19 protein-coding genes are annotated in these 21,985 nt (G+C 68.3%); 12 read left to right on the top strand and 7 right to left on the bottom strand.

Annotated features, from left to right (window positions below; translation table 11 throughout):
- Window positions 1-8 precede the first annotated feature (8 nt).
- Window positions 9-1,502, top strand: a complete 1,494-nt coding sequence (locus F6B43_RS05570) for an aldehyde dehydrogenase family protein (protein ID WP_150447848.1) — start codon at window positions 9-11, stop codon at window positions 1,500-1,502.
- On the top strand, window positions 1,499-2,359 hold the full coding sequence (locus F6B43_RS05565) for an aldehyde dehydrogenase family protein (protein WP_150447847.1): 861 nt from the start codon (window positions 1,499-1,501) through the stop codon (window positions 2,357-2,359). Before F6B43_RS05570 ends, F6B43_RS05565 begins: the two co-directional genes overlap by 4 nt.
- Here F6B43_RS05565 and F6B43_RS05560 read toward each other — a convergent pair.
- The gene (locus F6B43_RS05560; protein ID WP_246159811.1) at window positions 2,356-3,780 is read right to left on the bottom strand and encodes an MFS transporter; all 1,425 of its coding nucleotides are present in this window, start codon (window positions 3,778-3,780) and stop codon (window positions 2,356-2,358) included. The two genes, F6B43_RS05565 and F6B43_RS05560, sit on opposite strands and share 4 nt — an antisense overlap.
- A gap of 292 nt (window positions 3,781-4,072) precedes the next feature.
- Between F6B43_RS05560 and F6B43_RS05555 the strand changes: the two genes are divergently transcribed.
- The 3 genes from F6B43_RS05555 to F6B43_RS05545 all read left to right on the top strand — a co-directional run bounded on the left by F6B43_RS05555 (window position 4,073) and on the right by F6B43_RS05545 (window position 8,416).
- Window positions 4,073-6,232, top strand: coding sequence for a DEAD/DEAH box helicase (locus tag F6B43_RS05555; protein ID WP_150447846.1), 2,160 nt, complete (start codon window positions 4,073-4,075; stop codon window positions 6,230-6,232).
- Between the two features lie 100 nt (window positions 6,233-6,332).
- Entirely contained in the window at window positions 6,333-7,361 is a 1,029-nt protein-coding gene (locus F6B43_RS05550; RefSeq protein ID WP_150447845.1) for an ATP-dependent 6-phosphofructokinase, read from the top strand.
- 218 nt (window positions 7,362-7,579) lie between these two features.
- Entirely contained in the window at window positions 7,580-8,416 is an 837-nt protein-coding gene (locus F6B43_RS05545; RefSeq protein WP_246159810.1) for a DUF559 domain-containing protein, read from the top strand.
- A gap of 234 nt (window positions 8,417-8,650) precedes the next feature.
- Here the strand turns inward: F6B43_RS05545 and F6B43_RS05540 are convergent, their stop codons facing one another.
- Both F6B43_RS05540 and F6B43_RS05535 read right to left on the bottom strand, forming a co-directional pair.
- Complete coding sequence (locus F6B43_RS05540; RefSeq protein ID WP_150448448.1) at window positions 8,651-10,738, bottom strand: S9 family peptidase; 2,088 nt, start codon at window positions 10,736-10,738, stop codon at window positions 8,651-8,653.
- Between the two features lie 154 nt (window positions 10,739-10,892).
- Window positions 10,893-12,545 (bottom strand): molybdopterin-dependent oxidoreductase, encoded by a 1,653-nt coding sequence (locus F6B43_RS05535; RefSeq protein ID WP_150447844.1) that lies wholly within the window; start codon window positions 12,543-12,545, stop codon window positions 10,893-10,895.
- Between the two features lie 226 nt (window positions 12,546-12,771).
- Between F6B43_RS05535 and F6B43_RS05530 the strand changes: the two genes are divergently transcribed.
- The 5 genes from F6B43_RS05530 (at window position 12,772) to F6B43_RS05510 (ending at window position 17,517) form a co-directional block, all read left to right on the top strand.
- Window positions 12,772-13,992 (top strand): inorganic phosphate transporter, encoded by a 1,221-nt coding sequence (locus tag F6B43_RS05530; protein ID WP_150448447.1) that lies wholly within the window; start codon window positions 12,772-12,774, stop codon window positions 13,990-13,992.
- Window positions 13,989-14,321, top strand: coding sequence for a peptidase (locus tag F6B43_RS05525; protein WP_150447843.1), 333 nt, complete (start codon window positions 13,989-13,991; stop codon window positions 14,319-14,321). Before F6B43_RS05530 ends, F6B43_RS05525 begins: the two co-directional genes overlap by 4 nt.
- Window positions 14,322-14,394: 73 nt before the next feature.
- Complete coding sequence (locus tag F6B43_RS05520) at window positions 14,395-15,324, top strand: phosphodiesterase (protein ID WP_150447842.1); 930 nt, start codon at window positions 14,395-14,397, stop codon at window positions 15,322-15,324.
- Between the two features lie 127 nt (window positions 15,325-15,451).
- Entirely contained in the window at window positions 15,452-16,951 is a 1,500-nt protein-coding gene (locus tag F6B43_RS05515; protein ID WP_150447841.1) for an aspartate ammonia-lyase, read from the top strand.
- Between the two features lie 98 nt (window positions 16,952-17,049).
- On the top strand, window positions 17,050-17,517 hold the full coding sequence (locus tag F6B43_RS05510; protein ID WP_150447840.1) for a DUF4190 domain-containing protein: 468 nt from the start codon (window positions 17,050-17,052) through the stop codon (window positions 17,515-17,517).
- A 67-nt stretch (window positions 17,518-17,584) separates the two neighbouring features.
- Here F6B43_RS05510 and F6B43_RS05505 read toward each other — a convergent pair whose 3' ends face one another.
- Both F6B43_RS05505 and F6B43_RS05500 read right to left on the bottom strand, forming a co-directional pair.
- A complete protein-coding gene (locus F6B43_RS05505) occupies window positions 17,585-18,451 on the bottom strand; it encodes a fumarylacetoacetate hydrolase family protein (protein WP_150447839.1) in 867 nt (288 codons plus the stop codon).
- 9 nt (window positions 18,452-18,460) lie between these two features.
- Window positions 18,461-18,670 carry a hypothetical protein gene (locus F6B43_RS05500; RefSeq protein WP_150447838.1) on the bottom strand — a complete coding sequence of 70 codons (210 nt, stop codon included), beginning with the start codon at window positions 18,668-18,670 and terminating at the stop codon, window positions 18,461-18,463.
- A gap of 239 nt (window positions 18,671-18,909) precedes the next feature.
- On the opposite strand from F6B43_RS05500, the gene F6B43_RS05495 reads away from it, so the two are divergent.
- Together F6B43_RS05495 and F6B43_RS05490 are read left to right on the top strand one after the other, a co-directional pair.
- Complete coding sequence (locus F6B43_RS05495; protein ID WP_150447837.1) at window positions 18,910-19,278, top strand: FKBP-type peptidyl-prolyl cis-trans isomerase; 369 nt, start codon at window positions 18,910-18,912, stop codon at window positions 19,276-19,278.
- A gap of 162 nt (window positions 19,279-19,440) precedes the next feature.
- A complete protein-coding gene (locus tag F6B43_RS05490) occupies window positions 19,441-19,998 on the top strand; it encodes a YceI family protein (RefSeq protein ID WP_150447836.1) in 558 nt (185 codons plus the stop codon).
- A 70-nt stretch (window positions 19,999-20,068) separates the two neighbouring features.
- Here the strand turns inward: F6B43_RS05490 and F6B43_RS05485 are convergent, their stop codons facing one another.
- Both F6B43_RS05485 and F6B43_RS05480 read right to left on the bottom strand, forming a co-directional pair.
- Window positions 20,069-20,962 (bottom strand): DNA-3-methyladenine glycosylase family protein, encoded by an 894-nt coding sequence (locus tag F6B43_RS05485; protein WP_150447835.1) that lies wholly within the window; start codon window positions 20,960-20,962, stop codon window positions 20,069-20,071.
- A gap of 34 nt (window positions 20,963-20,996) precedes the next feature.
- Window positions 20,997-21,935 (bottom strand): DMT family transporter, encoded by a 939-nt coding sequence (locus tag F6B43_RS05480; RefSeq protein WP_281349503.1) that lies wholly within the window; start codon window positions 21,933-21,935, stop codon window positions 20,997-20,999.
- Between the last annotated feature and the right edge of the window lie 50 nt (window positions 21,936-21,985).

The following is a 21,985-nucleotide window of genomic DNA, read 5'->3' as shown; positions in this document are numbered from 1 at the left end:
GGACACACATGAGCTTTCTGGAATACGCGCCCGCCCCCGAGTCTCGATCGATCCTGCGGCTGCGCGACGCATACGGCCTGTTCATCGACGGAGAGTTCGTGGAGGGACACGGCACGCCCTTCGCCACGATCTCGCCCGCCGATGAGTCGCACATCGCGACGATCGCGTCGGCGGATGACGCGGATGTCGCACTCGCCGTGGCTGCGGCGCGGCGCGCGTACGACAAGACCTGGTCGAAGCTGAGCGGGCGCGACCGCGGCAAGTACCTCTTCCGGATCGCGCGGCTGGTCCAGGAGCGCGCGCGCGAGCTCGCCGTCGCCGAGAGCCTCGACAACGGCAAGCCGATCAAGGAGTCGCGCGACGTCGATGTGCCGTTGGTGGCCGCGTGGTTCTTCTACTACGCGGGCTGGGCGGACAAGCTCGACTACGCCGGCTTGGGGGCCAATCCCCGTGCGCTCGGCGTGGCCGGGCAGATCATCCCGTGGAACTTCCCGCTGCTCATGCTGGCGTGGAAGATCGCCCCGGCCCTCGCCGCGGGCAACACCGTCGTGCTGAAGCCGGCCGAGACCACCCCGCTGTCGGCGCTCATCTTCGCCGAGATCCTCCAGCAGGCCGATCTGCCGCCGGGGGTCGTCAACATCATCACGGGCGCGGGCGAAACGGGCGCAGCCCTCGTCGGGTCCGGCGTAGACAAGATCGCGTTCACCGGATCGACGGGGGTCGGCAGGGCGATCGCCAAGCAGATCGCCGGCACGGGAAAGAAGGTGACGCTCGAGCTCGGGGGCAAGGCCGCCAACATCGTGTTCGACGACGCGCCGATCGATCAGGCCGTCGAAGGCATCGTGAACGGCATCTTCTTCAACCAGGGCCACGTCTGCTGCGCCGGGAGCCGGCTGCTGGTGCAGGAATCGATCCACGACGAGGTGGTCGACCGTCTCAAGGAGCGCCTTTCGACGCTGCGCATGGGGGATCCCCTCGACAAGAACACCGACATCGGCGCGATCAACTCCCGCGAGCAGCTCGATCGGATCCGTGAACTGTCGAACGTCGGAGAGGCTGAGGGTGCCGAGCGCTGGAGTGCGCCGTGCGTCATCCCCGACGACGGCTTCTGGTTCGCGCCCACGATCTTCACGAATGTCCAGGCGAGCCATCGCATCGCGCGTGAGGAGATCTTCGGGCCGGTGCTCTCGGTCCTCTCGTTCCGCACTCCGGCCGAAGCGGTCGCCAAGGCCAACAACACCCCGTATGGGCTCTCGGCGGGCATCTGGAGCGACAAGGGCAGCCGCATCCTCGCCGTCGCCGACAAGCTTCGCGCCGGCGTGGTCTGGGCGAATACCTTCAATCGGTTCGACCCCGCGTCGCCGTTCGGCGGCTACAAGGAGTCCGGGTACGGACGCGAGGGAGGACGCCACGGACTGGCCGGCTACCTCGCCCCCGCAGCATCCGCTCCCGCGCTGACGGCGCGACCCGCCCGCCCCGCGAAGAAGGAGGTGGCCAAGTGACCCGTCTGGCCGTACCCAAGACCTACAAGCTCTACATCGGGGGAGCGTTCCCCCGCAGTGAGTCGGGGCGCACGTTCGAGGTCGCGACCTCCAAGGGCGAGTTCGTCGCGAATGCCGCGCAGGCCTCCCGCAAGGATGCGCGGGACGCGATCGTCGCGGCACGCTCCGCGGTGAAGGGCTGGAGCGGGGCGACCGCGTACAACCGCGGCCAGGTGCTGTACCGCATCGCCGAGCTCCTCGAGGGTCGTCGCGCGCAGTTCATCGACGAGATCGTCCAGGTCGAGGGGGTGTCGGCGGCGAAGGCCGCCGCTCAGGTCGACGAAGCGATCGACCGGTGGGTCTGGTACGCCGGATGGACCGACAAGCACGCCCAGGTCGCGGGCAACGCGAACCCGGTCGCGGGGCCTTACTTCAACATCTCGGTGCCCGAGCCGACGGGTGTCGTCGCCGTGATCGCCCCGCAGGACTCGTCGCTCCTCGGGCTCGTCTCGGCGATCGCGCCGCCGCTCGTGACCGGCAACACGGTCGTCGTGGTCGCCAGCGAACGCTTCCCGCTCTCGGCGATCTCGCTCGCCGAGGTGCTGGCGACATCGGATGTGCCCGGGGGAGTCGTGAACGTCCTCACCGGATCGCCGGCGGAGATCGCACCGTGGCTCGCGGCGCACGCAGATGTGAACGCTCTCGATCTGGTCGGGGCCTCGGCGCTGGACTGGGTCGACCTTCAGATCGCCGCCGCGGACACCCTCAAGCGGGTGCTGCCCCCGGAAGAGGGTGCGGATGCTGCGGCCCCGAGCCTGGAGCGGATCACCGCGTTCACCGAGACCAAGACCGTCTGGCACACCAAGAGCATGCTCTAAGAGGGCTCGGACTGCGATGCGCCCGAAGCGGATCGGGGCGGGTTGCGGATGCCCGCGAACGAGACGACGGCGCCGATCACCATGAAGATCGCCGTGACGATCGCCGCGCGGTGCAGCCCGGTCAGATCCAGCGCACCGCCGACGATCGCGCCGAGCATGGCGATCACCAGGAGCCCGGCCACCCGCGAAACGGCATTGTTGACGGCTGAGGCGATCCCGGATCGCGACGGATCCATCGACCCGAGGATCGCCGAGGTGAGCGGCGAGACCGTCAGGACCAGGCCGAGCCCGAAGACGATGACGCTCGGCAGCACTTGCGTCCAGTACGAGAACTCGCTCGACACCGTCAGCAGGAGCAACGCTCCGACCGCCATGATCGCCGGACCGATCGTCATGAAGAGCCGCGGTCCCCATCGACCCGCGAGGGTTCCGACTCGAGAGCTGAGCGCGATCATCAGGAGAGTGCTCGGCAGCATGGCGAGGCCGGCCAGTGTCGCGGGAAGGCCGGCGCCCTGCTGCAGATAGACCCCGACGACGAAGCCGTTCAGCGACAGCGCGCCGTAGATGAACGCCGTCGCGACGTTGCCCGACCAGAAGTTGCGGATCCGGAACAGGCCCAGCGGCATCATGGGTGCGCGGGCCAGCGCCTGGCGAACGAGAAAGCCCGCGAACGACAGGACGCCGACCGTGAGCGGAATCCAGATCTGGGGCGAGCCCCACCCGAGTGTCGGCTGCTCGATCAGGGCGTACACGGCGCCGCCGAGGCCCAGGGTGCACAGTGCGGCTCCGAGCCAGTCGATCGCCACTTTCGAACGGTGGGTGTCGCTGTGTCCCAGCACGGCGAGCAGCCACATCGCGATCGCGATCGGGATCACATTGATGACGAACACGTACCGCCAGGACAGCACGTCGACGAAGATGCCGCCGAGCAGGGGCCCTGCGATCATGGCGCTCGTGGTCGCGGCCGTCCAGATCCCGATGGCTCTGGCCTGGGCGGGTCCCCGGAAGTTCGAGGTGATGAGCGCCAGCGAGCTGGGCACGAGCAACGCGCCGGCGACGCCCTGGAACGCGCGCGCGATGATCAGGAACTCGGCGGTCGGCGCGACGGCGATCGCGATCGACGTGATCCCGAAGAGGATCAGGCCGATCCGGATGATCAGGATGCGACCGTACACATCACTCAGCGAGCCGGCAACGAGGATCAGCGCGCCCAGGGTGATGAGGTAGGCATCGACGATCCACTGCTGGGTCGTCAGACCGCCGCCGAGGTCTCGCTGGATCGCCGGAAGCGCCACCGTCACGACGGTGCCGTCCAGGAACGACACGAACGATGCCAGGATGGCGATGATCAGCACCAGGCGCTGCTCGCGATTCATCGGCGCAGGTCGGCCGCTCTCCGTCTTGAGGTTCACGTTGCTCATCGTCGCCAACCTACTCCCCGCGCGCGGGGAGGCAGGGCGATGTCGTGCGATCGATCCGCCCGGCTGCACGGACGACATCGTCGGCGTGCTCTGGGGCTGATCGGCCCACATGCTCTAGACTGTATGCCGGGGCCCGGTCGGGTGAAGGTGCACCTCGCTGAAGCGAGTTCATGCACATCACGTCGATAAAGCCCCGCCCCGCGCCCGGCACTCGTCGCCCACGGGTCACTCAGATCTTTCCGGCCCGACCGGCGATCGCCGGAGCATCCGGCACACACAGCTCAGGAGGAGCATGCCGACCACGGCACCCGCAGCCCAGAGGGCCGCGCAGCGGCGCAGGAAGCCGCAGACATCTCGTCGTGACGACGAGGCCCCGATCATCCCGATCCTCGCCCGCAAGGTGCGCGAGGTCGAAGCCAAGGCGCAGCGCGGGAAGCTCGGCCCGACCAACCGCGTCAAGTTCCAGGTCATCGCCTTCCTCGTGCGCGAAGAGCGTGCGCGGGTCAAGGCCGATACCGAGATCGCCGACGGCGCACGCGCCGAGCTGCTCAAGCGACTCGACGGTGTCGCGACCATCCTTGCGAAGACCGCTGCACGCGACACGTCCCTGATCCAGCTGCTCGAGGTCGATCAGGCGGCGTCCCCCGTCGCGCGGCGCATGCGCAGGGACTGGCTGCTCGAGTCCGGTGCGGACCTCGCCGACGATGAGTTGATCATCACGGACGTCGCGCCAGCTCCGGCCACCGTCGTTCCTCCGGCCCTCGCAGAGCGTCAGGTCGTCCCTGTGGCGATCGAGGCCCGCCAGACCGCGAATCCGTTCCTCGCCCCCGATCTCACGGTGCGCGCACCCAAGGAGACCCCCCGCCGCCGCCTGGACGGCTGGGAGCTCATGGGACCGCTGTACAAGGCCTTCGAAACCGGTGCAGGCGGGTCTGCGGCATCCATGGATCTTCCTGCCGTTCCCGAGTTCGATCGGCTCTCGCCGCGCGGACTGGAGATCATGCCCCACCAGTCGCGCTTCCTCGAAGCCGTGCGCGAGGGTCACCGGACCTTCCTCCTCGCCGACGAACCCGGGCTCGGCAAGACGGCGGAGTCGGTGATCGCGGCATCCGTCGCGAATGCCTACCCGCTGCTGGCCGTCGTGCCCAACGTCGTGAAGATGAACTGGGCGCGCGAGGTCGAACGCTGGACCCCGCAGCGACGCGCCACCGTGATCCAGGGCGACGGTGAAGACATCGACGCGTTCGCCGACGTGTTCATCGTCAACTACGAGATCCTCGACCGTCACCTCGCGTGGCTGAGCTCGATCGGGCTCAAAGGCATGGTCGTCGACGAAGCCCACTTCATCAAGAACCTCACCTCCCAGCGTTCCCGCAATGTGCTGGCGCTCGGCGCCCGCATCCGCGAGCAGGTGCGCGATCCGCTCATGCTCGCCCTCACCGGGACCCCGCTGATCAACGACGTCGAGGATTTCGATGCGATCTGGCGCTTCCTCGGGTGGACCAACGGTGAAAAGCCCGGCCCCGAGCTCATGGAGCGCCTCGACCAGACCGGCCTCACCCCGGCGGACAAGGCCTTCTACCCCGAGGCGCGCGAGGCCGTCATCTCGATGGGAATCGTGCGGCGCAAGAAGAAGGATGTCGCCGCAGACCTCCCCGACAAGCTCATCGCCGATCTTCCGGTGGAGCTGGACGACGAGTTCGGCAAATCGATCCGCCAGGCCGAGCGCGAGCTCGGAGAGCGTCTGGCCGCGAAGTACCGCCGAATCATCGAAGCGCGCGGCGACCGCGTGCAGGTGTTCGACGGCCCCGACGAAGACATCGTGCGACTCGTCGCCCACGGCGAGCTCGAAGAGGCCAAGGCCGCCGGTACCGGTGGTGACAACGTGTTCACGATGGTCCGCAAGATCGGTCAGGCCAAGTCGCTGCTCGCAGCGGACTACACGGTGCAGCTGCAGCGCTCCGTCGGCAAGGTCGTGTTCTTCGCGAAGCACATCGACGTGATGGACGCCGCAGAGGCGCATTTCGCCGCCGCGGGTGTGCGCACGGTGTCGCTGCGAGGCGATCAGACCACGGCCGCGCGCCAGCAGGCGATCGACGCGTTCAACAACGATCCGGGTGTCGGGGTGGCGGTGTGTTCGCTGACCGCGGCCGGTGTCGGCGTGAACATGCAGGCGGCTTCCAACGTCGTGCTCGCCGAGCTGTCGTGGACTGCTGCCGAGCAGACCCAGGCGATCGACCGGGTGCATCGCATCGGCCAGGACGAGCCTGTGACGGCGTGGCGCATCATCGCCGCGCACACGATCGACACGAAGATCGCCGAGCTCATCGACTCCAAGCAGGGGCTCGCGGCGCGCGCTCTGGACGGCGACGCCGTCGACCCGCAATCGAGCGACTCCGTGCAGCTGTCGGCGCTCATGCACCTGCTGCGCCAGGCGCTCGGGGCGGCGTAGTCGGCCGATAGCCTGCGGCGTCGCGGGGGAGCGGCATCCGGCGATAGTGTCGGAGCAGGCAACGGCGCCGGCCTGTTCACCCGACAGCAAGGACCACAGCATGAAGATCGGAATCCTCACCAGCGGCGGCGACTGCCCCGGGCTGAACGCCGTCATCCGCGGTGTGGTTCTCAAGGGGATCACCAACTACGACATCGAGTTCGTCGGCATCCGCGACGGCTGGCGCGGTGTGGTGGACGGCGACTTCTTCCCGCTCACGCGTCACGAGGTGAAGGGACTGTCGAAGGTCGGCGGCACGATTCTGGGCACGAGCCGCACCAACCCCTATGAGGGTCCGCGGGGTGGTGCGGAGAACATCTCGAAGACGCTCTACGGCCACCACATCGACGGCATCATCGCGATCGGCGGCGAGGGGACCCTCGCGGCGGCCGACCGCCTCTCCAAGGACGGCATCAACGTGCTGGGCGTCCCCAAGACGATCGACAACGACCTGCGCGCCACCGACTACTCGTTCGGGTTCGACACGGCGGTCAACATCGCGACCGACGCGATGGACCGCCTGCGCACGACGGGGGATTCGCACCAGCGGTGCATGGTCGCCGAGGTCATGGGTCGCCACGTGGGCTGGATCGCCCTGCACGCCGGCATCGCCGCGGGCGCTCACGCCATCCTGATCCCGGAGGTGCCCCAGTCGATCGACGAGATCGTGGACCTCGTCACGAAGGCGCATGACCGCGGCCGGGCTCCGCTGGTCGTCGTGTCCGAGGGCTTCACGCTCACGGGCATGGAAGAGGCGTACAGCGACAAGGGGCTCGATGCTTTCAACCGCCCGCGGCTGGGCGGGATCAGCGAGGTGCTGGCCCCCGAGATCGAGCGCCGGACCGGCATCGAGACGCGAGCCACCGTACTGGGTCACATCCAGCGCGGAGGGTCGCCCTCAGGCTTCGACCGGGTGCTCGCGACGCGCCTAGGGCTGCACGCGGCCGACGCGGTGGTCGATGGCGCGTGGGGCCAGATGGTCGCGATGCGCGGCACCGACATCGTCCGCGTGCCGTTCGCCGAAGCACTCGGCGAACTCAACACGGTGCCCCTGTACCGCTACGAAGAGGCCGCCGCGCTCTTCGGCTGACCCGGGACGGCCGGCCCCACGGTCGGCTCCGCGCGCACAGGACGAATCACCCAGGCAGGTCGATCCCGGCCGGTATCATCCTGCGCTGGTGACTCCTCCTGTCTTGGTGCGGGCCGCGAGCTGCATCCGCTCCTTCCCAGGGCGGCCCGAGATCGGACTCTCCACCGATCGCCTGCGGCGGTCGGCGAAGGTGCCCCAGTCCCACCAGGCTCTCTCTCATGCGTTCGATCGAAGAGCTCGTCGAGTGGGTGGCGGCGAAGGGCGGCGTGGTTCACTCCCACGCCGTGAAGGCTGAGGGTTTCACCGTCCACGCGATCCGGACCGCTGTTCATCGCGGCGCCCTGTACCGTATTCGCCGCTCGTGGCTCGCGCGTCCCGGCTGCGACCCGCTGCTCCGGCGAGCCGCCGAGCTCGGAGGTCGAACAACCTGCCTGACCGAGGCGCAGCTGATCGGGTTGTGGACGCCCGATCACACGACTCCGCACTTCGCGGTCCCGCCGACCGCCTCGCGGTTGGATGCGGATGGAGCGCGACTCCACTGGTCCCGCGGCCCGTCGCCCCTCGCCGCGACCGGCATGCGCGATCCGCTGGTCAACGTGCTCCATCACGTCGCTCATTGCGCCCCGCCGGCAGACGCCCTCGCCGTATGGGAGTCGGCGATCCGCAAGAAGCATGTCGCGCCCGACGTGCTTGCTCGGGTCGAATGGCGTGGCGATGTCGCGCGCCGAATCGCCCGCGAGGCGTCCGACCTGTCGGACTCCGGCATCGAGACCCGATTCCTCGTGCTCATGCGAGGCATCGACGTCATCGTCCGACAGCAGGTGTGGATCGACGGGCACCCGGTGGACGCGCTCGTCGGTGCACATCTGGCGGTACAGCTCGATGGATTCGCGCATCATCAGGCGGGCGACCGGCGCCGAGATCTCCGTGCGGACGCACGCCTCCGCCTTCGCGGCTATACCGTGCTCCGATTCGATTACCACCAGGTGCTCTTCCAACCCGACTACGTCGTTGAGATCATGTCGGCGGCTCTCGCGCAGGGGCTGCACCGCTGATCTCCGCGAACGTGCGACCGCCCCAGCGCCGCCCGGGCGCAGGAGAACGCATGAGGACAGGACCGATCCGCCTAGGACATCCTGTGGCCGTGTGTTCTCCTGTATTCGTGCGATAGTCGACGATGACCGCGCGGGCACAGGAGAACGCGCCGGTGCAGCACGGATGAGGCGCCCAGCATCCTGCGGTGGTGATTTCTCCTGTTGCCGTGGGGCGAAAACAGTGGATGCTGGGGCTCAGGCCTCCGAGAGGCCCAGGACGTCGAGCAGCCAGGCCAGCTCCAAAGCGCGTTCCTTCCACGCGTTGTAGCGGCCCGAGACGCCGCCGTGCCCGGCCACCATCTCGCACTTCAGCAGCGCGTCGGCGCCGACCTCGCGCAGGCGCGCGACCCACTTCGCGGGTTCCACGTACAGGACGCGCGTGTCGTTCAGCGACGTCACCGCCAGGATCTTCGGGTAGGCGACCTCTCGCACGTTCTCGTACGGCGAGTACGACTTCATGTACGCGTACACCTCCGGATCGTGCAGGGGGTCGCCCCACTCGTCCCACTCGATGACGGTGAGCGGAAGATCCTCGTCGAGGATCGAGGTGAGCGCATCGACGAAAGGCACCTCCGCGAGGATTCCGGCGAAGAGGTCGGGTGCGAGGTTCGCGACGGCGCCCATCAGCAGACCGCCGGCTGACCCGCCCTCGGCCACGAGCCGGTCGGGAGACGTGTAGCCCTCGGCGACGAGGTGGGATGCAGCATCCACGAAGTCGGTGAACGTGTTGCGCTTGTGCAGAAGCTTGCCGTCTTCGTACCACTGCCGGCCCATCTCACCGCCCCCGCGCACGTGCGCGACCGCGAACACGACGCCGCGGTCGAGCTCGGAGAGCCGGGCGACGGAGAATCGCGGGTCGATCGAGGTCTCGTACGAGCCGTAGCCGTACAGGTGCACGGGGCGCGGCGCGGCGCCGACATCGCCGAACGAGCGCTTCCAGACGAGCGAGATCGGCACCTGCGTGCCGTCCTTCGCCGTGGCCCATACGCGCGCCTGCGAGTAGTCGCCGGGCCGGTAGCCACCCAGCACGGGTTGGCGCTTGCGCAGCAGCAGGTGACGCGTGGCGAGGTCGTAGTCGTACACGGTGTTCGGAGTGACGAACGAGTCGTACCCGAGTCTCAGAAGCTTCGGCGCCCACTCGCGGTTGCCGCCGAAGCCTGCTGTATAGAGGGGCTCGTCGAACTCGAGCTCATCCACGGCCCCCGTGCGGTAGTCGAGAAGGCCGATCCGAGCGAGTCCGCCGCGGCGGTACTCGATCGTCGCGAAGTCCCGGAAGCAGTCGACATCCAGCAGTCGAGTGCCGGGGGTGTGCGGCAGCAGCACCGTGCGTTCACCCTGCGGATCGGATGCCGCGACCCGCACCAGCTCGAAGTCCAGCGCCTCGTCGTTGTGCAGGATGAGCAGCACGTCTTCGCCGTCGACGATCGCGTGATCGACCGAGTACTCCACGCCTTCCTGTCGGGGCCAGACGACCTGCGGCTCGGCCGACAGGTCGGAAGCCGGAACGAGCCACTCCTCGGAGGTGATCGAAGATCCCATCCCGATCACCAGATAGCGGTCGCTCCGGGTGAACCCCGCGCCCAGCCAGAACCGTTCGTCGGGCTCGTGGAAGAGCGTCACATCGGACGCCGCATCCGTTCCCACCGTGTGCCGCCAGACGGTGTCCGGCCGCCACTTGTCGTCGACGGTGGAGTAGATGATCGTCGCGCCGTCGGGAGAGAACTGCGCGCCGGCGAACACGTCGGCGATCACGTCCGGGAGTGTCTCGCCGGTCTCGAGGTCGCGAACGCGCACCGTGTAACGCTCGTCGCCGGTGGTGTCCACGGCGAACAGCATCCGCCGGCCGTCGTCGGAGACGTCGAAAGCTCCCAGCGAGAAGAACTCGAACCCGTCCGCTTCGATGTTGCCGTCGAGGAGCACCTGCTCGCCGGGTACGGCGACCTCGGGCGAGAGCTCCGGCGGCGTCCAGTCCTCCGGTCCGGCGATCGGTGCCCGGCAATGGATGCCGTACTGCTGCCCTTCGACGGTGCGGCCGTAGTACCACCAGTTCCCGCGCCGCGAGGGCACGGACAGATCGGTCTCGAGGGTACGGCCCTTGATCTCTTCGAAGATGCTCTGGCGGAGCGGCTGGAGGTGCGCGGTGCGCGCCTCGGTGTAGTCGTTCTCGGCGGCGAGATGGGTGATGACCGCTCTGTCGTCCTTGTCGCGGAGCCACTCGTACGGATCGTCGAACACGTCGCCGTGGTGAGTGCGGACGAACGAGGCGCGAGCGGCGACGGGCATCGAGCCCGACGCAGCAGCCGGCTGAGCGGTGCCGTCCTGCTCCGCGGCCCTGAGGCCTGTGTCGTCGGCCGAATTGTGGGATGCCAAGGTGCGGGAGGTCTCAGTGTCGTCGATGCTCACGCACCAACGCTAGTCGAGCCCCCTCAGCCGCGGCTCACGAGACGGTGATCAGCTGGCGCTGCCAGCCGCTCGAGCCGTTCGGGGCGATCGGTGCGCGATCCTCGATCTGCAGCATGCCGTTCTTATCAGTGGCGCGCACCGCCACGTAGTGCACTCCGGGCGTCGCGTCCCAGTCCATGTGCCATTGCACCCAGGTGTCGGCGTTGAGCGGGGTCGAGAGCGTCGCGGGCTGCCACGGAGCATCGTCGATCGAGACCTCCACGCGGTCGATCCCGACCGTCTGCGCCCACGCCATGCCGGCGATCGGCACGGTTCCGGCCGGTACGGGAACGCCCGACCGCGGTGTGTCGACGCGGGAAGAGAGCTTGATCGGAGCCCGGTCGCTGTAGCCCCGCGGCGTCCAGTAGGCCTGATCGGCGGCGAATGTGGTGACTTTGAGCTCGGTGAGCCATTTGGTCGCCGATACGTAGCCGTACAGCCCGGGCACGACCATGCGTACGGGGAAGCCGTGCTCGACGGGCAGTGCCTCTCCGTTCATCCCGACGGCGAGGATCGCATCGAGACCCTGATCGGTGAGGGATTCCAGCGGAGTGCTCGCGGTGAAGCCGTCGACGCTGCGCGAGAGCACCATGTCGGCGCCGGACTGCACGCCGGCCTTGGCGAGGACGTCGCGCACCGGCACGCCCAGCCAGATCGCGTTGCCCAGCAGCGGTCCTCCGACTTCGTTCGAGACGCACGTCATCGTGATGGCGTACTCGTCGACGCCCATCCCGACGAGGTCGTCGAAAGAGAGCTGCACCGGCGAATCGACCATGCCGGTGACAGTGAGGCGCCAGGTTCCTGGATCGACCGACGGCACCGTGAGGGCCGTGTCGACGCGGTAGAAGTCGGCGTTCGGAGTCACGAGGGGAGACAGGCCGGGGATGCTGAGCTCGGCATCCGGCGGAATCGCCACCGTCGTTCGGGGTGCGGGCAGCCGCAGGGCCTTTCGCGCCGCGTCGATCGAGGAGGTGGCCGCGCTGACCACGCGGGCGCCGACTCCGACGACGAGTGCTGCGGCCCCGGTGATGCCGGCGAGGGCGAGGAAGCGGCGCCTTCCGACGGTGGCGGGGGTCGCGACGGTGGCGGGGGTCGCGACGGCGGCGCCCTCCGCTCCCTGATCCTCGTGCGGCTCGCGATCCGATACGGCACGGCGGTCGGGCTCGGCACCGCCCGCGCTGACGGCGTCACGCCAGGCGCGAAGCCGCCGGACGATGAGATGCAGCATGACAGCCCCGGCGACGGCGCCCACGACCGGAACGATGAAGGCGAGGGGAGTGGCACCCGCGCGAGTGACGATGGCGGCCAGGGCCAGAGCGCCCGCGATCCCCATCGCGATGACGCCGAGCGGCGGGCGAAGGTACTGCACGACCCCGGCGAGCGCAGCAGCGATCACGACGGCCAGGCCCAGGCTTCCCAGAAGCACGATCTTGTCGTACGCGCCGAAGGTGGTGATCGCGAATTCCTTCAGCGGTCTGGGCACGATGTCGATCACGAACGAGCCGACGGCCACGAGCGGACTGCTTTCCCGTGCGATCAGCAGTGCGGTCAGTTCGGCCGCGGCGAGGAACACGAGGCCGCTGATCACGCCGGCTGCGGCGCTCAGGGTCAGGAAGCCGAGAGTCCGGCGGCGGTTGTGGGTCGACATCTGGGGTCTCCTCCTGGCCGGAATGCTGTGCCGTCCGCAGATGATTCGCCACGGCGACCGTTTCGGATTGCCGATTCGTGACACCGTCCGCCCCGGCGAGCGCCGCAGGGCCGGATATGCGAGGATTCTCGTGCCCCGGTGAACAGGGGCTGACGCCATGATGAACAATTGGTTCATCGCGCCGAAGCGCTCGGCATCCTCTTCCGATCTCGCAGGAAAGCGCACGGTGGACACGGCAGCACTCATCATCGTCCTCGTCATCGTTCTGGCACTCTTCTTCGATTTCACGAACGGTTTCCACGACACCGCCAACGCGATGGCCACCCCCATCGCGACGGGGGCTCTCAAGCCGCGCGTCGCCGTGCTGCTTGCGGCGAGCCTGAATCTCGTGGGCGCTTTCCTCTCGACCGAGGTGTCGCAGACGATCTCGCACGGGATCATCCAGGAAGACCAGATCTCGTCGACGCTGTTCCCGGAGCTGATCTTCGCCGGCCTGATCGGGGCGATCACCTGGAACATGCTCACGTGGCTCCTGGGGCTCCCGTCCAGCTCGTCCCACGCGCTGTTCGGCGGTCTGATCGGCGCCACGATCGTCGGAGTGGGCGTGGCGGCGATCGACTTCTCCGTCGTTCTCAGCAAGGTCGTGCTGCCGGCTGTCATCGCGCCGTTCACGGCCGGTCTCATCGCGTTCGCCGTCACCCGGCTCGCCTACGCGGTCACCCGCAGGTACGACTCGAAGCCGGACGGCCGCGACGGGTTCCGCTGGGGTCAGATCTTCTCGTCGTCGCTCGTCGCCCTCGCGCACGGCACGAACGACGCGCAGAAGACGATGGGCATCATCACGCTCGCCCTCATCACGGCGGGATGGCAGAACGCCGATGATGCCGAGCCGCAGACGTGGGTGATCTTCGCGTGCGCTCTCACGATTGCGCTCGGCACCTACATGGGCGGCTGGCGCATCATCCGGACCCTCGGCAAGGGTCTCACCGACATCAAGCCGGCACAGGGGTTCTCGGCCGAGACCTCGACCGCCGCGACGATCCTGGCATCCACCGCGTTCGGTTTCGCGCTGTCGACCACTCAGGTCGCATCGGGATCCGTCATCGGATCGGGGCTCGGCAGGCGCGGGTCCACCGTGCGATGGGGGACGGCGGGCCGCATCGGGATCGGATGGCTGCTGACCCTGCCGGCATCCGGCGCCGTCGGCGCCTTCGCCGCACTGTTCGTCGTGTGGTGGGGCACGTGGGGAGTCCTCGCCGACGCGGTGCTGGCGCTCGCGATCATCCTCCTCATCTTCCGTCGGTCTCGAATCAATCGCGTCACGGCGTCCAACGCCATGAGCGAGGTCGCCGATTCGGGCGCGGCCGTGAAGGTCACGCGCAATCCGCCGCCGACGCGCCGTCAGCGCGCCGAGGCCAGGAGCGGGCAGGGGAAGGACGAGCAATGACCCCCTTCATCGATTGGCTGGCCTTCGTCCAGGTCTTCGTCGCGGCCATGGTCGGTTCGCTCGTCGTCGTCGGCTTCTACGCACTCGGCCTCCGGTTGCTCGTGCGCGGCGGCCGAGCGCCGGTGGTGGCGCCGGCGGAATTCACCGACGCGATCACGGTGGTCTCCGAGAAGGATGTCCGCCGCGCCGCGAAGGCCGCCGCCAAGGCGGCGCGCAAGAGCCCGCTCACCGAGGGCGCGAAGCGGCTTGCGCTGGCGGGCGCCTACGCCTGCTTCACGGTGTGCGCCCTGGCCGTGCTGGGCGGGATCCTCCTCATCGTGTACCGCTGAGGACACGGATGACCGGGTTCGTTCGGCTCATCCGTGACGCGGGCGCGGGGGAGGGGGTCCCTAGGCTGGAGCCATGAGCGCAGCATCGGAACCCGTTCAGTTCGGGCAGCACAGGCCCGCCCGGCGAACGATCGTGCACCTGAGCGACACGCACCTCCTCGATGGCAACACTCCACTCGGCGGCCGATACGACACCGAGGCGAACCTGCTACGCACGCTGGAGGCGGTGGAGCGCCTGGGGGTGCGCCCCGACGCCATCCTCTTCACGGGCGATCTCACCGATCTCGGCGAACCCGATGCCTACCGCAGACTTCGCGCCGCGGTCGAACCGGTTGCCAAGCGTCTGGGCGCGCCGATCGTCTGGGTGGCGGGCAACCACGACGAGCGCACGTCCCTGCGTCGGGATCTCCTGGACCTCGAGCCGACGGAGGAGCCGGTCATCGGTGTCTGGGATCTCGGCGGCCTGCGCGTGATCGCGCTGGATTCGAGCGTGCCCGGCTGGCACCACGGTGATCTGGATGCCGGTCAGCTCGCGTGGCTGCGAGAGACCCTCGCGACCCCGGCACCCCTGGGCACCCTCATCGCCCTGCACCACCCGCCTCTGCCCAGCCACGTTCCGCTGTTCGACATCCTCGAGCTCCGGGATCAGGGGCGGCTGGCCGATGCGATCGCCGGCACCGACGTGCGCGGCATCCTGGCCGGTCACCTGCACTACTCCACGAGCGGCATGTTCGCCGGCATCCCGGTGAGCGTGGCCGCAGCCACGTGCTACACGATGAACCTCCAGCGGCCCCCCTCGCAGGTGAACGGTATGGACGCCGGGCAGTCGTTCCATCTCGTGCACGTCTACGACGACACGATCACGCACTCGGTGGTTCCGGTGGTCGAGGCGCCGACCGGCGACTTCTTCTCCGAGGAGTGGGTCGCGCACATGGCCTCGCTCACCGCCGAAGCGCGACTCGAGGCGTTCTCTCGCAAGCCTCCGAGGCTCGACCGAGACTGACCTGCCCCGGTGTACACCAGCGGTCATTGGTGTGTCCGCGGTGTACAGTTCCGTTGGCCTGTGCCGCGAGTAGGGTCGGAGGATCCCCTTCTCCACTCACGATGATGTGACCCAAAAGGACGCTCTCATGGCTTTCGACCTCGAATCCGAAACGATCACCCGCACCGCAACGCGTACCGAACGCGACTCGCTCGGCTCGCTCGAGATCCCCGCGGACGCCTACTGGGGCATCCACACCGCACGCGCGCTCGAGAATTTCCCTGTTTCGCAGCGGCCGATCTCGGTCTACCGAGACCTCGTATGCGGCCTCGCGATGGTCAAGCAGGCATCGGCTCGCGCCAACCTCGAGATCGGCGTCCTCGATGCCGAGCGAGCCGACCTCATCGATCGAGCCTCGCAGCGGGTCATCGACGGTGAATTCCACGATCAGTTCGTGGTGGGCGTCGTACAGGGCGGCGCCGGCACCTCGACGAACATGAACGCGAACGAAGTCATCACCAACATCGCGCTCGAGATGTCAGGTCGATCCAAGGGCGACTACGCGTTCCTCTCGCCCATCGACCACACCAACCGCAGCCAGTCGACGAACGACGTCTACCCGACCGCCATCAAGGTCGGTCTGAGCCTCGACCTGAAGACCCTCCTCGAAGAGCTCGACCTGCTCCGTTCGTCGTTCCTCGCCAAGGCTGTCGAGTTCCACGACGTCCTCAAGGTGGGCCGCACCCAGCTCCAGGATGCGGTGCCCATGACGCTCGGGCAGGAATTCCACGGCTTCGCGACCACGCTCGGCTACGATCACCAGCGCCTGACCGAGAATGCCACGCTCCTCTTCGAGATCAACATGGGGGCGACGGCCATCGGCACCGGGATCACCGCCCATGCCGGCTACGGAGCCGCGGTGCTGCATCACCTGCGCGAGATCACCGGACTCGACCTCGCCACGGCCGACGATCTGGTGGAGTCGACCAGCGACACCGGCTCGTTCATGTCGTTCTCCGCGTCGCTCAAGCGCAACGCGATCAAGCTCTCCAAGATCGCGAACGACCTGCGCCTGCTCTCCAGCGGACCGCAGGCCGGCTTCGGCGAGATCAACCTCCCTCCCCGTCAGGCGGGCTCGAGCATCATGCCGGGCAAGGTCAATCCGGTGATCCCGGAGGTCGTCAATCAGGTCGCGTTCGCGGTGGCGGGCGCCGACCTCACCGTGACGATGGCCGCGGAGGGCGGTCAGCTGCAGCTGAACGCGTTCGAGCCGATCATCGCGCACTCGCTCTTCCAATCGATCACCTGGATGCGGCGCGGAATGCGCACTCTCCGCGTCAACTGCGTCGACGGGATCACCGCCAACCGCGAGCGGCTCAGCGCGATGGTCGGAGCATCGGTCGGCGTGGTCACCGCTCTCACTCCCTTCATCGGTTACGCGGCGTCTGCCGCTCTCGCCAAGACGGCGCTCCTCACCGGCCGGAACGTGGCGGACCTCGTCGTCGAAGCCGGCCTGATGTCGCGCGACGAGGTCATGAAGCAGCTGTCACCCGCCCGTCTCTCGGGGCTCGAGGCCATCACGACGGCGATTCCGGTCGTGCAGCCGGCCGAGAACGTGGTCGCCGAGATCGACCGCACCGGTAGCTGACCAGGGCGACACCGCAACGCAATCGGCCTGACGTATATCGCTCGGGCGCTCGGAACCGCTACGGTCGAGTCACATGCCCAGCTACTGGAGGAGCTCACATGACCAACCCACCTGGCCCCGAAGTGCCGCAGCCGCCCGCGTACCAGCCCCCACCGGCTGCCGCGACGCCGCCCGCTGAGCCCGCGCCGCCCGCATATGCGGCACCCGCCGCACCTGCGTACGCGGCACCTGCCGCGCCGGCGTACGCCGGACCTGCGACGGCTGCGCCGGTTCCGGGGAAGACGCTCGGAATCGTGGCGCTCGTCGTCGCGATCTTCTTCAACATCATCGGCCTGATCCTCGGCATCGTCGCGCTCGTCCAGAGCCGCAAGGCCGGGGTGAAGAACGGTCCCGCCGTCGCCGCGATCATCGTCGGTGCCGTGCTGTTCGTCATCGGCGTGATCATCGCGATCGTGGCGTTCGCCGCGATCGCTGCCGGTGCGAGCGAAATCGCGCGGCTGTGTGCCGAGTACGGCTCCGGTGTGCACGAGGTCAACGGAGTCGCCGTCACGCTGAACTGCGGCTAGAGCGCGCTGCCAAGACAACGGCGCCGATCCCCGGGGGGATCGGCGCCGTTGTCGCGTGCCGCGTCGTTCAGTCGAGGATGCGGCAGTGTGTCGTGAGTGCCCCGATGCCGTCGATGCCGACCGTGACCGTGGAACGGTCGCGCAGGAAGATCTGCGGGTCGCGAGAATAGCCGGCCCCGCCCGGGCTGCCCGTCGAGATCAGCGTGCCCGGCAGCAGCGTCGCCGAGCGGGACAGATGCGAGATCAGTTTCGCGACCGGGCGTACCATCTGGCCGGTTGAGGCATCCTGCACCGTCTGACCGTCCACGACCGTCCAGATGTGGAGGTCTTGAGGATCGGGGATCTCGTCGGCCGTTACGACGAACGGTCCTGTCGGGGTGAATCCGTCGAACGACTTGCAGCGCGACCACTGCGCCTCGGAGTACTGGATGTCGCGCGCGGTGATGTCATTGACCACCGTGTACCCCCAGACGTGGTCGAGCGCATCGGCGGCAGAGACATCCTTCGCCGGAGTGCCGATGATGACGCCCAGTTCTGCTTCGTAGTCGACGGATTCGCTCAGCGCTCGCGGCCAGCTCGTGGTCGCGTCGTGGCTGCTGAGAGAGTTCGGCCAGAGCACGAAGACCGTGGGCGTCGAGTCGGTCTTCAGCCCCAGCTCGGACGAGTGCGCCGCATAGTTCAGGCCGATCGCCAGGATCACCGGGGGAGCGAGCACCGCGGAGGCGAACCCGAGGTCGTCGAGCGGCAGCCCCGCGTCGGCCGCGTCGGCCGCGATGCGTACCCGTTCCCGCAGAGCGTCGCCGCCGGCGATCAGCTGCTCCAGGCGGGCGGGAGCACCGGCGAAGAGGGTGTCGACGAGGATCGCACTTTCGTCGCGGATGACGGCGAGCCGCGGATCGTCGGCGCCCGGACGGGTGACATGGGCGAAGCGCATGCTCCCACGCTACCCGGGCAGGGCGCCAGGCGCGGACGCGAGCTGGGCCCGGCGGTCGGCGATGACGCAGGCGAACGGGGCGACAGCATCCCACGCGGCGAGAGGGGATGCTCGTTCGATCGACGCCACCGGGTACCCGGATCGGCTGTGCCGCACTGCGGTCGCGATGACGTGCAGCAGCACGATCAGCGGGCGCGCGATCGGATCAGAAGTATGCATAGTTGTACAACAGTATATCTTACGGAGTCGCGACAGGGCGACGGAGGGTACGGCGCGGGAGGGTCTCGATGCGGCGCCGGCCCGCCTCGGCTGACCCAAGACTCAGCGCCCGGTGTCGCGGCGATGCCTGCGTAACGACCGGGCGCTGAGTTGGCCTGACCTCAGCATGCCGACGACGCTCATGCGCTGTCAAGACCCCTCACGTTGACCCGCATCGCGACCCGCGGTTGGATGGACTCATGACAGATGACCGTACGAAGCCCGAATTCGACGCCCCACAGGGCCCGGCCCCCACCGAACTGGTCATCCGCGACCTGATCGTCGGCGATGGCCCCGAAGCCAAGCCCGGAGACACCGTCACCGTCCACTACGCCGGTGTCGAGTACGAGTCGGGCGAGGAGTTCGACTCGTCGTGGGGCCGCGGCGAGAGCATCCAGTTCCCCCTGCGCGGCCTGATCCAGGGCTGGCAGGACGGCATCCCCGGCATGAAGGTCGGCGGGCGCCGCGAGCTCGTCATTCCGCCGGCGCTGGCCTACGGACCGGCCGGAGGGCACTTCCTCGGAGGGAAGACCCTGATCTTCATCATCGACCTGATCTCGGTCGGCTGAGCCGCATCCATACCCGGGGAGGACGGGCGCCGCGGGGCGCCCGTCCTCCTTTTTCGTGCGGCAGGAGTTTCCTTTACATTCATGGGAATAGAACCGAGCACCGGCAGGGTTGCACCCACCAAGCTGCCGGAACGCCGGCCTCCGACTCACGAGAGAAGAAAAATGACTGAGACCACCCTCGACATCCCCGGTTACAAGAGCGGCACCTGGGTCCTCGACCCGTCGCACAGCGATGTCAGCTTCGTCGTTCGCCACATGATGATCTCGAAGGTCCGCGGCACCTTCAACGTCAAGGAGGCGACGCTCGTCGCTCCGGAGAACCCCCTCGAGGCCACCCTGACGGCGCACGTGGACGCGACCTCGCTCTCGACCAAGGACGAGGGGCGCGACCAGCACCTGCGTTCGGCCGACTTCTTCGACGTCGAGACCTACCCGACGATCGACTTCGTCTCGACCGGCGTGCGCATCGAGAAGGGCGAGTTCCTCGTCGACGGCGACCTGACGATCCGCGGCACGACCAAGCCGGTCACGTTCGACGTCGACTTCGGCGGCTTCGGCCAGGACCCGTGGGGCAACTACAAGGCGGGGGCCACGGCCAAGACGGTCATCAACCGCGAGGACTTCGGTCTGACCTGGAACGCCGCGCTCGAGGCCGGTGGCGTGCTCGTGGGCAAGGACGTCACGATCGAGCTCGACCTGCAGGGCGCGCACCAGGCCTGATCCGGGAGCGTTTCTTCACAGAGGGACGGATGCTGCGGCATCCGTCCCTCTGTCGTTTCACGCAGTGCGGTCAGAGGCGCGCACCCACCGCCCGGAGCGTCACCGACGCCCACGTGCGGAAGGGTCGCCACGTCTCGGCGCGAGCGACGAGTTCAGCGTCGCTGGGCAGGTGGTCCAGGCCGTACAGATCGCGGATGGCCTCGCGCGAATGCGTCTCCTGCGTGGAGAGCACGTCGGTGAGCCCGCACGCGCGGATGACGATGAGCGCGCTGTAGAACGGGCCGATCCCAGGAAGCGTCTGGAGCTCTGCCATGGCTTCCTCAGGATCGAGCGCGACGAGGCGGTCGATGTCGAGGAACCCATCGATCGCCGCCTCCGCGATCGCGTGCAGGCGGGGCACGCGGTCCGCCGGGAGACCTGGGAACGCGTCGATCCCGATGAGCTGGGCGGGTGTCGGCAGCGCGGATTCAGCGCGACCCGCGATCTCGAACGTCGCGCCGTGCGCCTCGGAGAGCCGCCGGCGCAGGCCGATGCCCTGGGCGCGGGCGCGGCGGGCCGAGATGACCGACCACACGGCCGCTTCATAGGGGGAGTGGAAGTTGGCCGGCCGGAAGCCGGGTGCGAGGTCGTGGAGTCGGCGCAGCACGGGGTCGGCTTGGCACACCGCAGCCCAGGCAACACCGTCGTGATCGGCGGACACGATGCGGGCGACCTGGCGCGCCACCACCGCGACATCGACGTCGACGTCGCCCGGAGCGAGATGGACCCGCAGATCGAGTCGGTCGTCGACCTGGCGCACTTCGACTCCCACCTGACGCTCGAGGTCGTCGGTGCAGAAGGCGAGTCGCATCACTCCGTCCCACGACTTCTCGTCGCGGTGACCGAAACCCATCAGCGCGACCTCGCGCAGATCGTACGGTCCGCGCAGCGGCACGATGATCTCGAGCGGCTCGCGAGTGGTCATGAAGGCATCATGGCGAGGGGATCCGACATCCCCTTCACGCGGTGACGCGGGAGCGCGCCCGGCGCAGCCGGTTCTGAGCGAGCAGGATGCCGGCGAAGACGACGAGCACGCCCACCGGCTCGTTCCAGCTGAGCGGTTCGCCCAGCACGATCATCCCGAGCGCCACGCCCACGATCGGCGTGATGTAGGTGACGGTCGAGGCGCGGGTCGGGCCCCACGCGCGCAGCGTGTTCTGGTTCCAGATGTACGCGACGCCCGTGCCGAGGCATCCGAGTGCCACGACCGCGGCGACGATCGACGGCGACAGCGTCACGGGCTCGACGACGAGCACCGGGGTGAGCGCGACCATGACGGCGGCGCCGAGCCCGATGTTGAGGAACGAGAACACCAGCGCGCTCATGCCCGTGTTCGACACGAACCGTCGCATGTACGCGAGGCTGAAGCCGTAGCAGGCGGTGGCGCCGAGCATCGCGAGCTGGGCGGGCACGCTCTCGGCGAGGTCGATGCCCTGCCAGGGCGCGATGATGACCATCACCCCGAGGATTCCCACGAGGATCCCCACGAGCTGCACCGGCTGGAGCTTCTCCACGCGGAAGACGAGTCCGGCCATCACCGCCGTCATGATCGGTGTGGTGGCGTTGTAGATGCTGCCGAGCCCCGAGGTGACGTGCTGCTCGGCCCAGGCGAAGAGCAGGAACGGCACGGCGCAGAACGATACGCCCAGGACGAGCATGTGGCCCCAGATCCGGATGCTGCGGGGCAGCGCCTCGCGGCGCGCAAGCACGAAGATCCCCAGCGTGATCGCACCCAGGACCAGTCGCGACCAGGCCACCTGCGCCGGGCTGAGCCCGTCGAGGGCGACCTTCATGAAGAGGAAGCTCGAGCCCCAGATGAGCCCCAGGAGCACGAACTGCACGGTCACCCACGGCGCCGTCACGGTCGCGCTGCTCGGGGTGCGGAGGGGCTGGTTCACCCTGTGACTCTAGACCGGCGCTGGTGCCGACGGACCGGCCTCCGGGTGCC

The organism is Microbacterium rhizomatis (genome assembly GCF_008710745.1).
GTDB lineage: Bacteria > Actinomycetota > Actinomycetes > Actinomycetales > Microbacteriaceae > Microbacterium > Microbacterium rhizomatis.
This window is presented reverse-complemented; position numbering and strand designations above follow the sequence as displayed.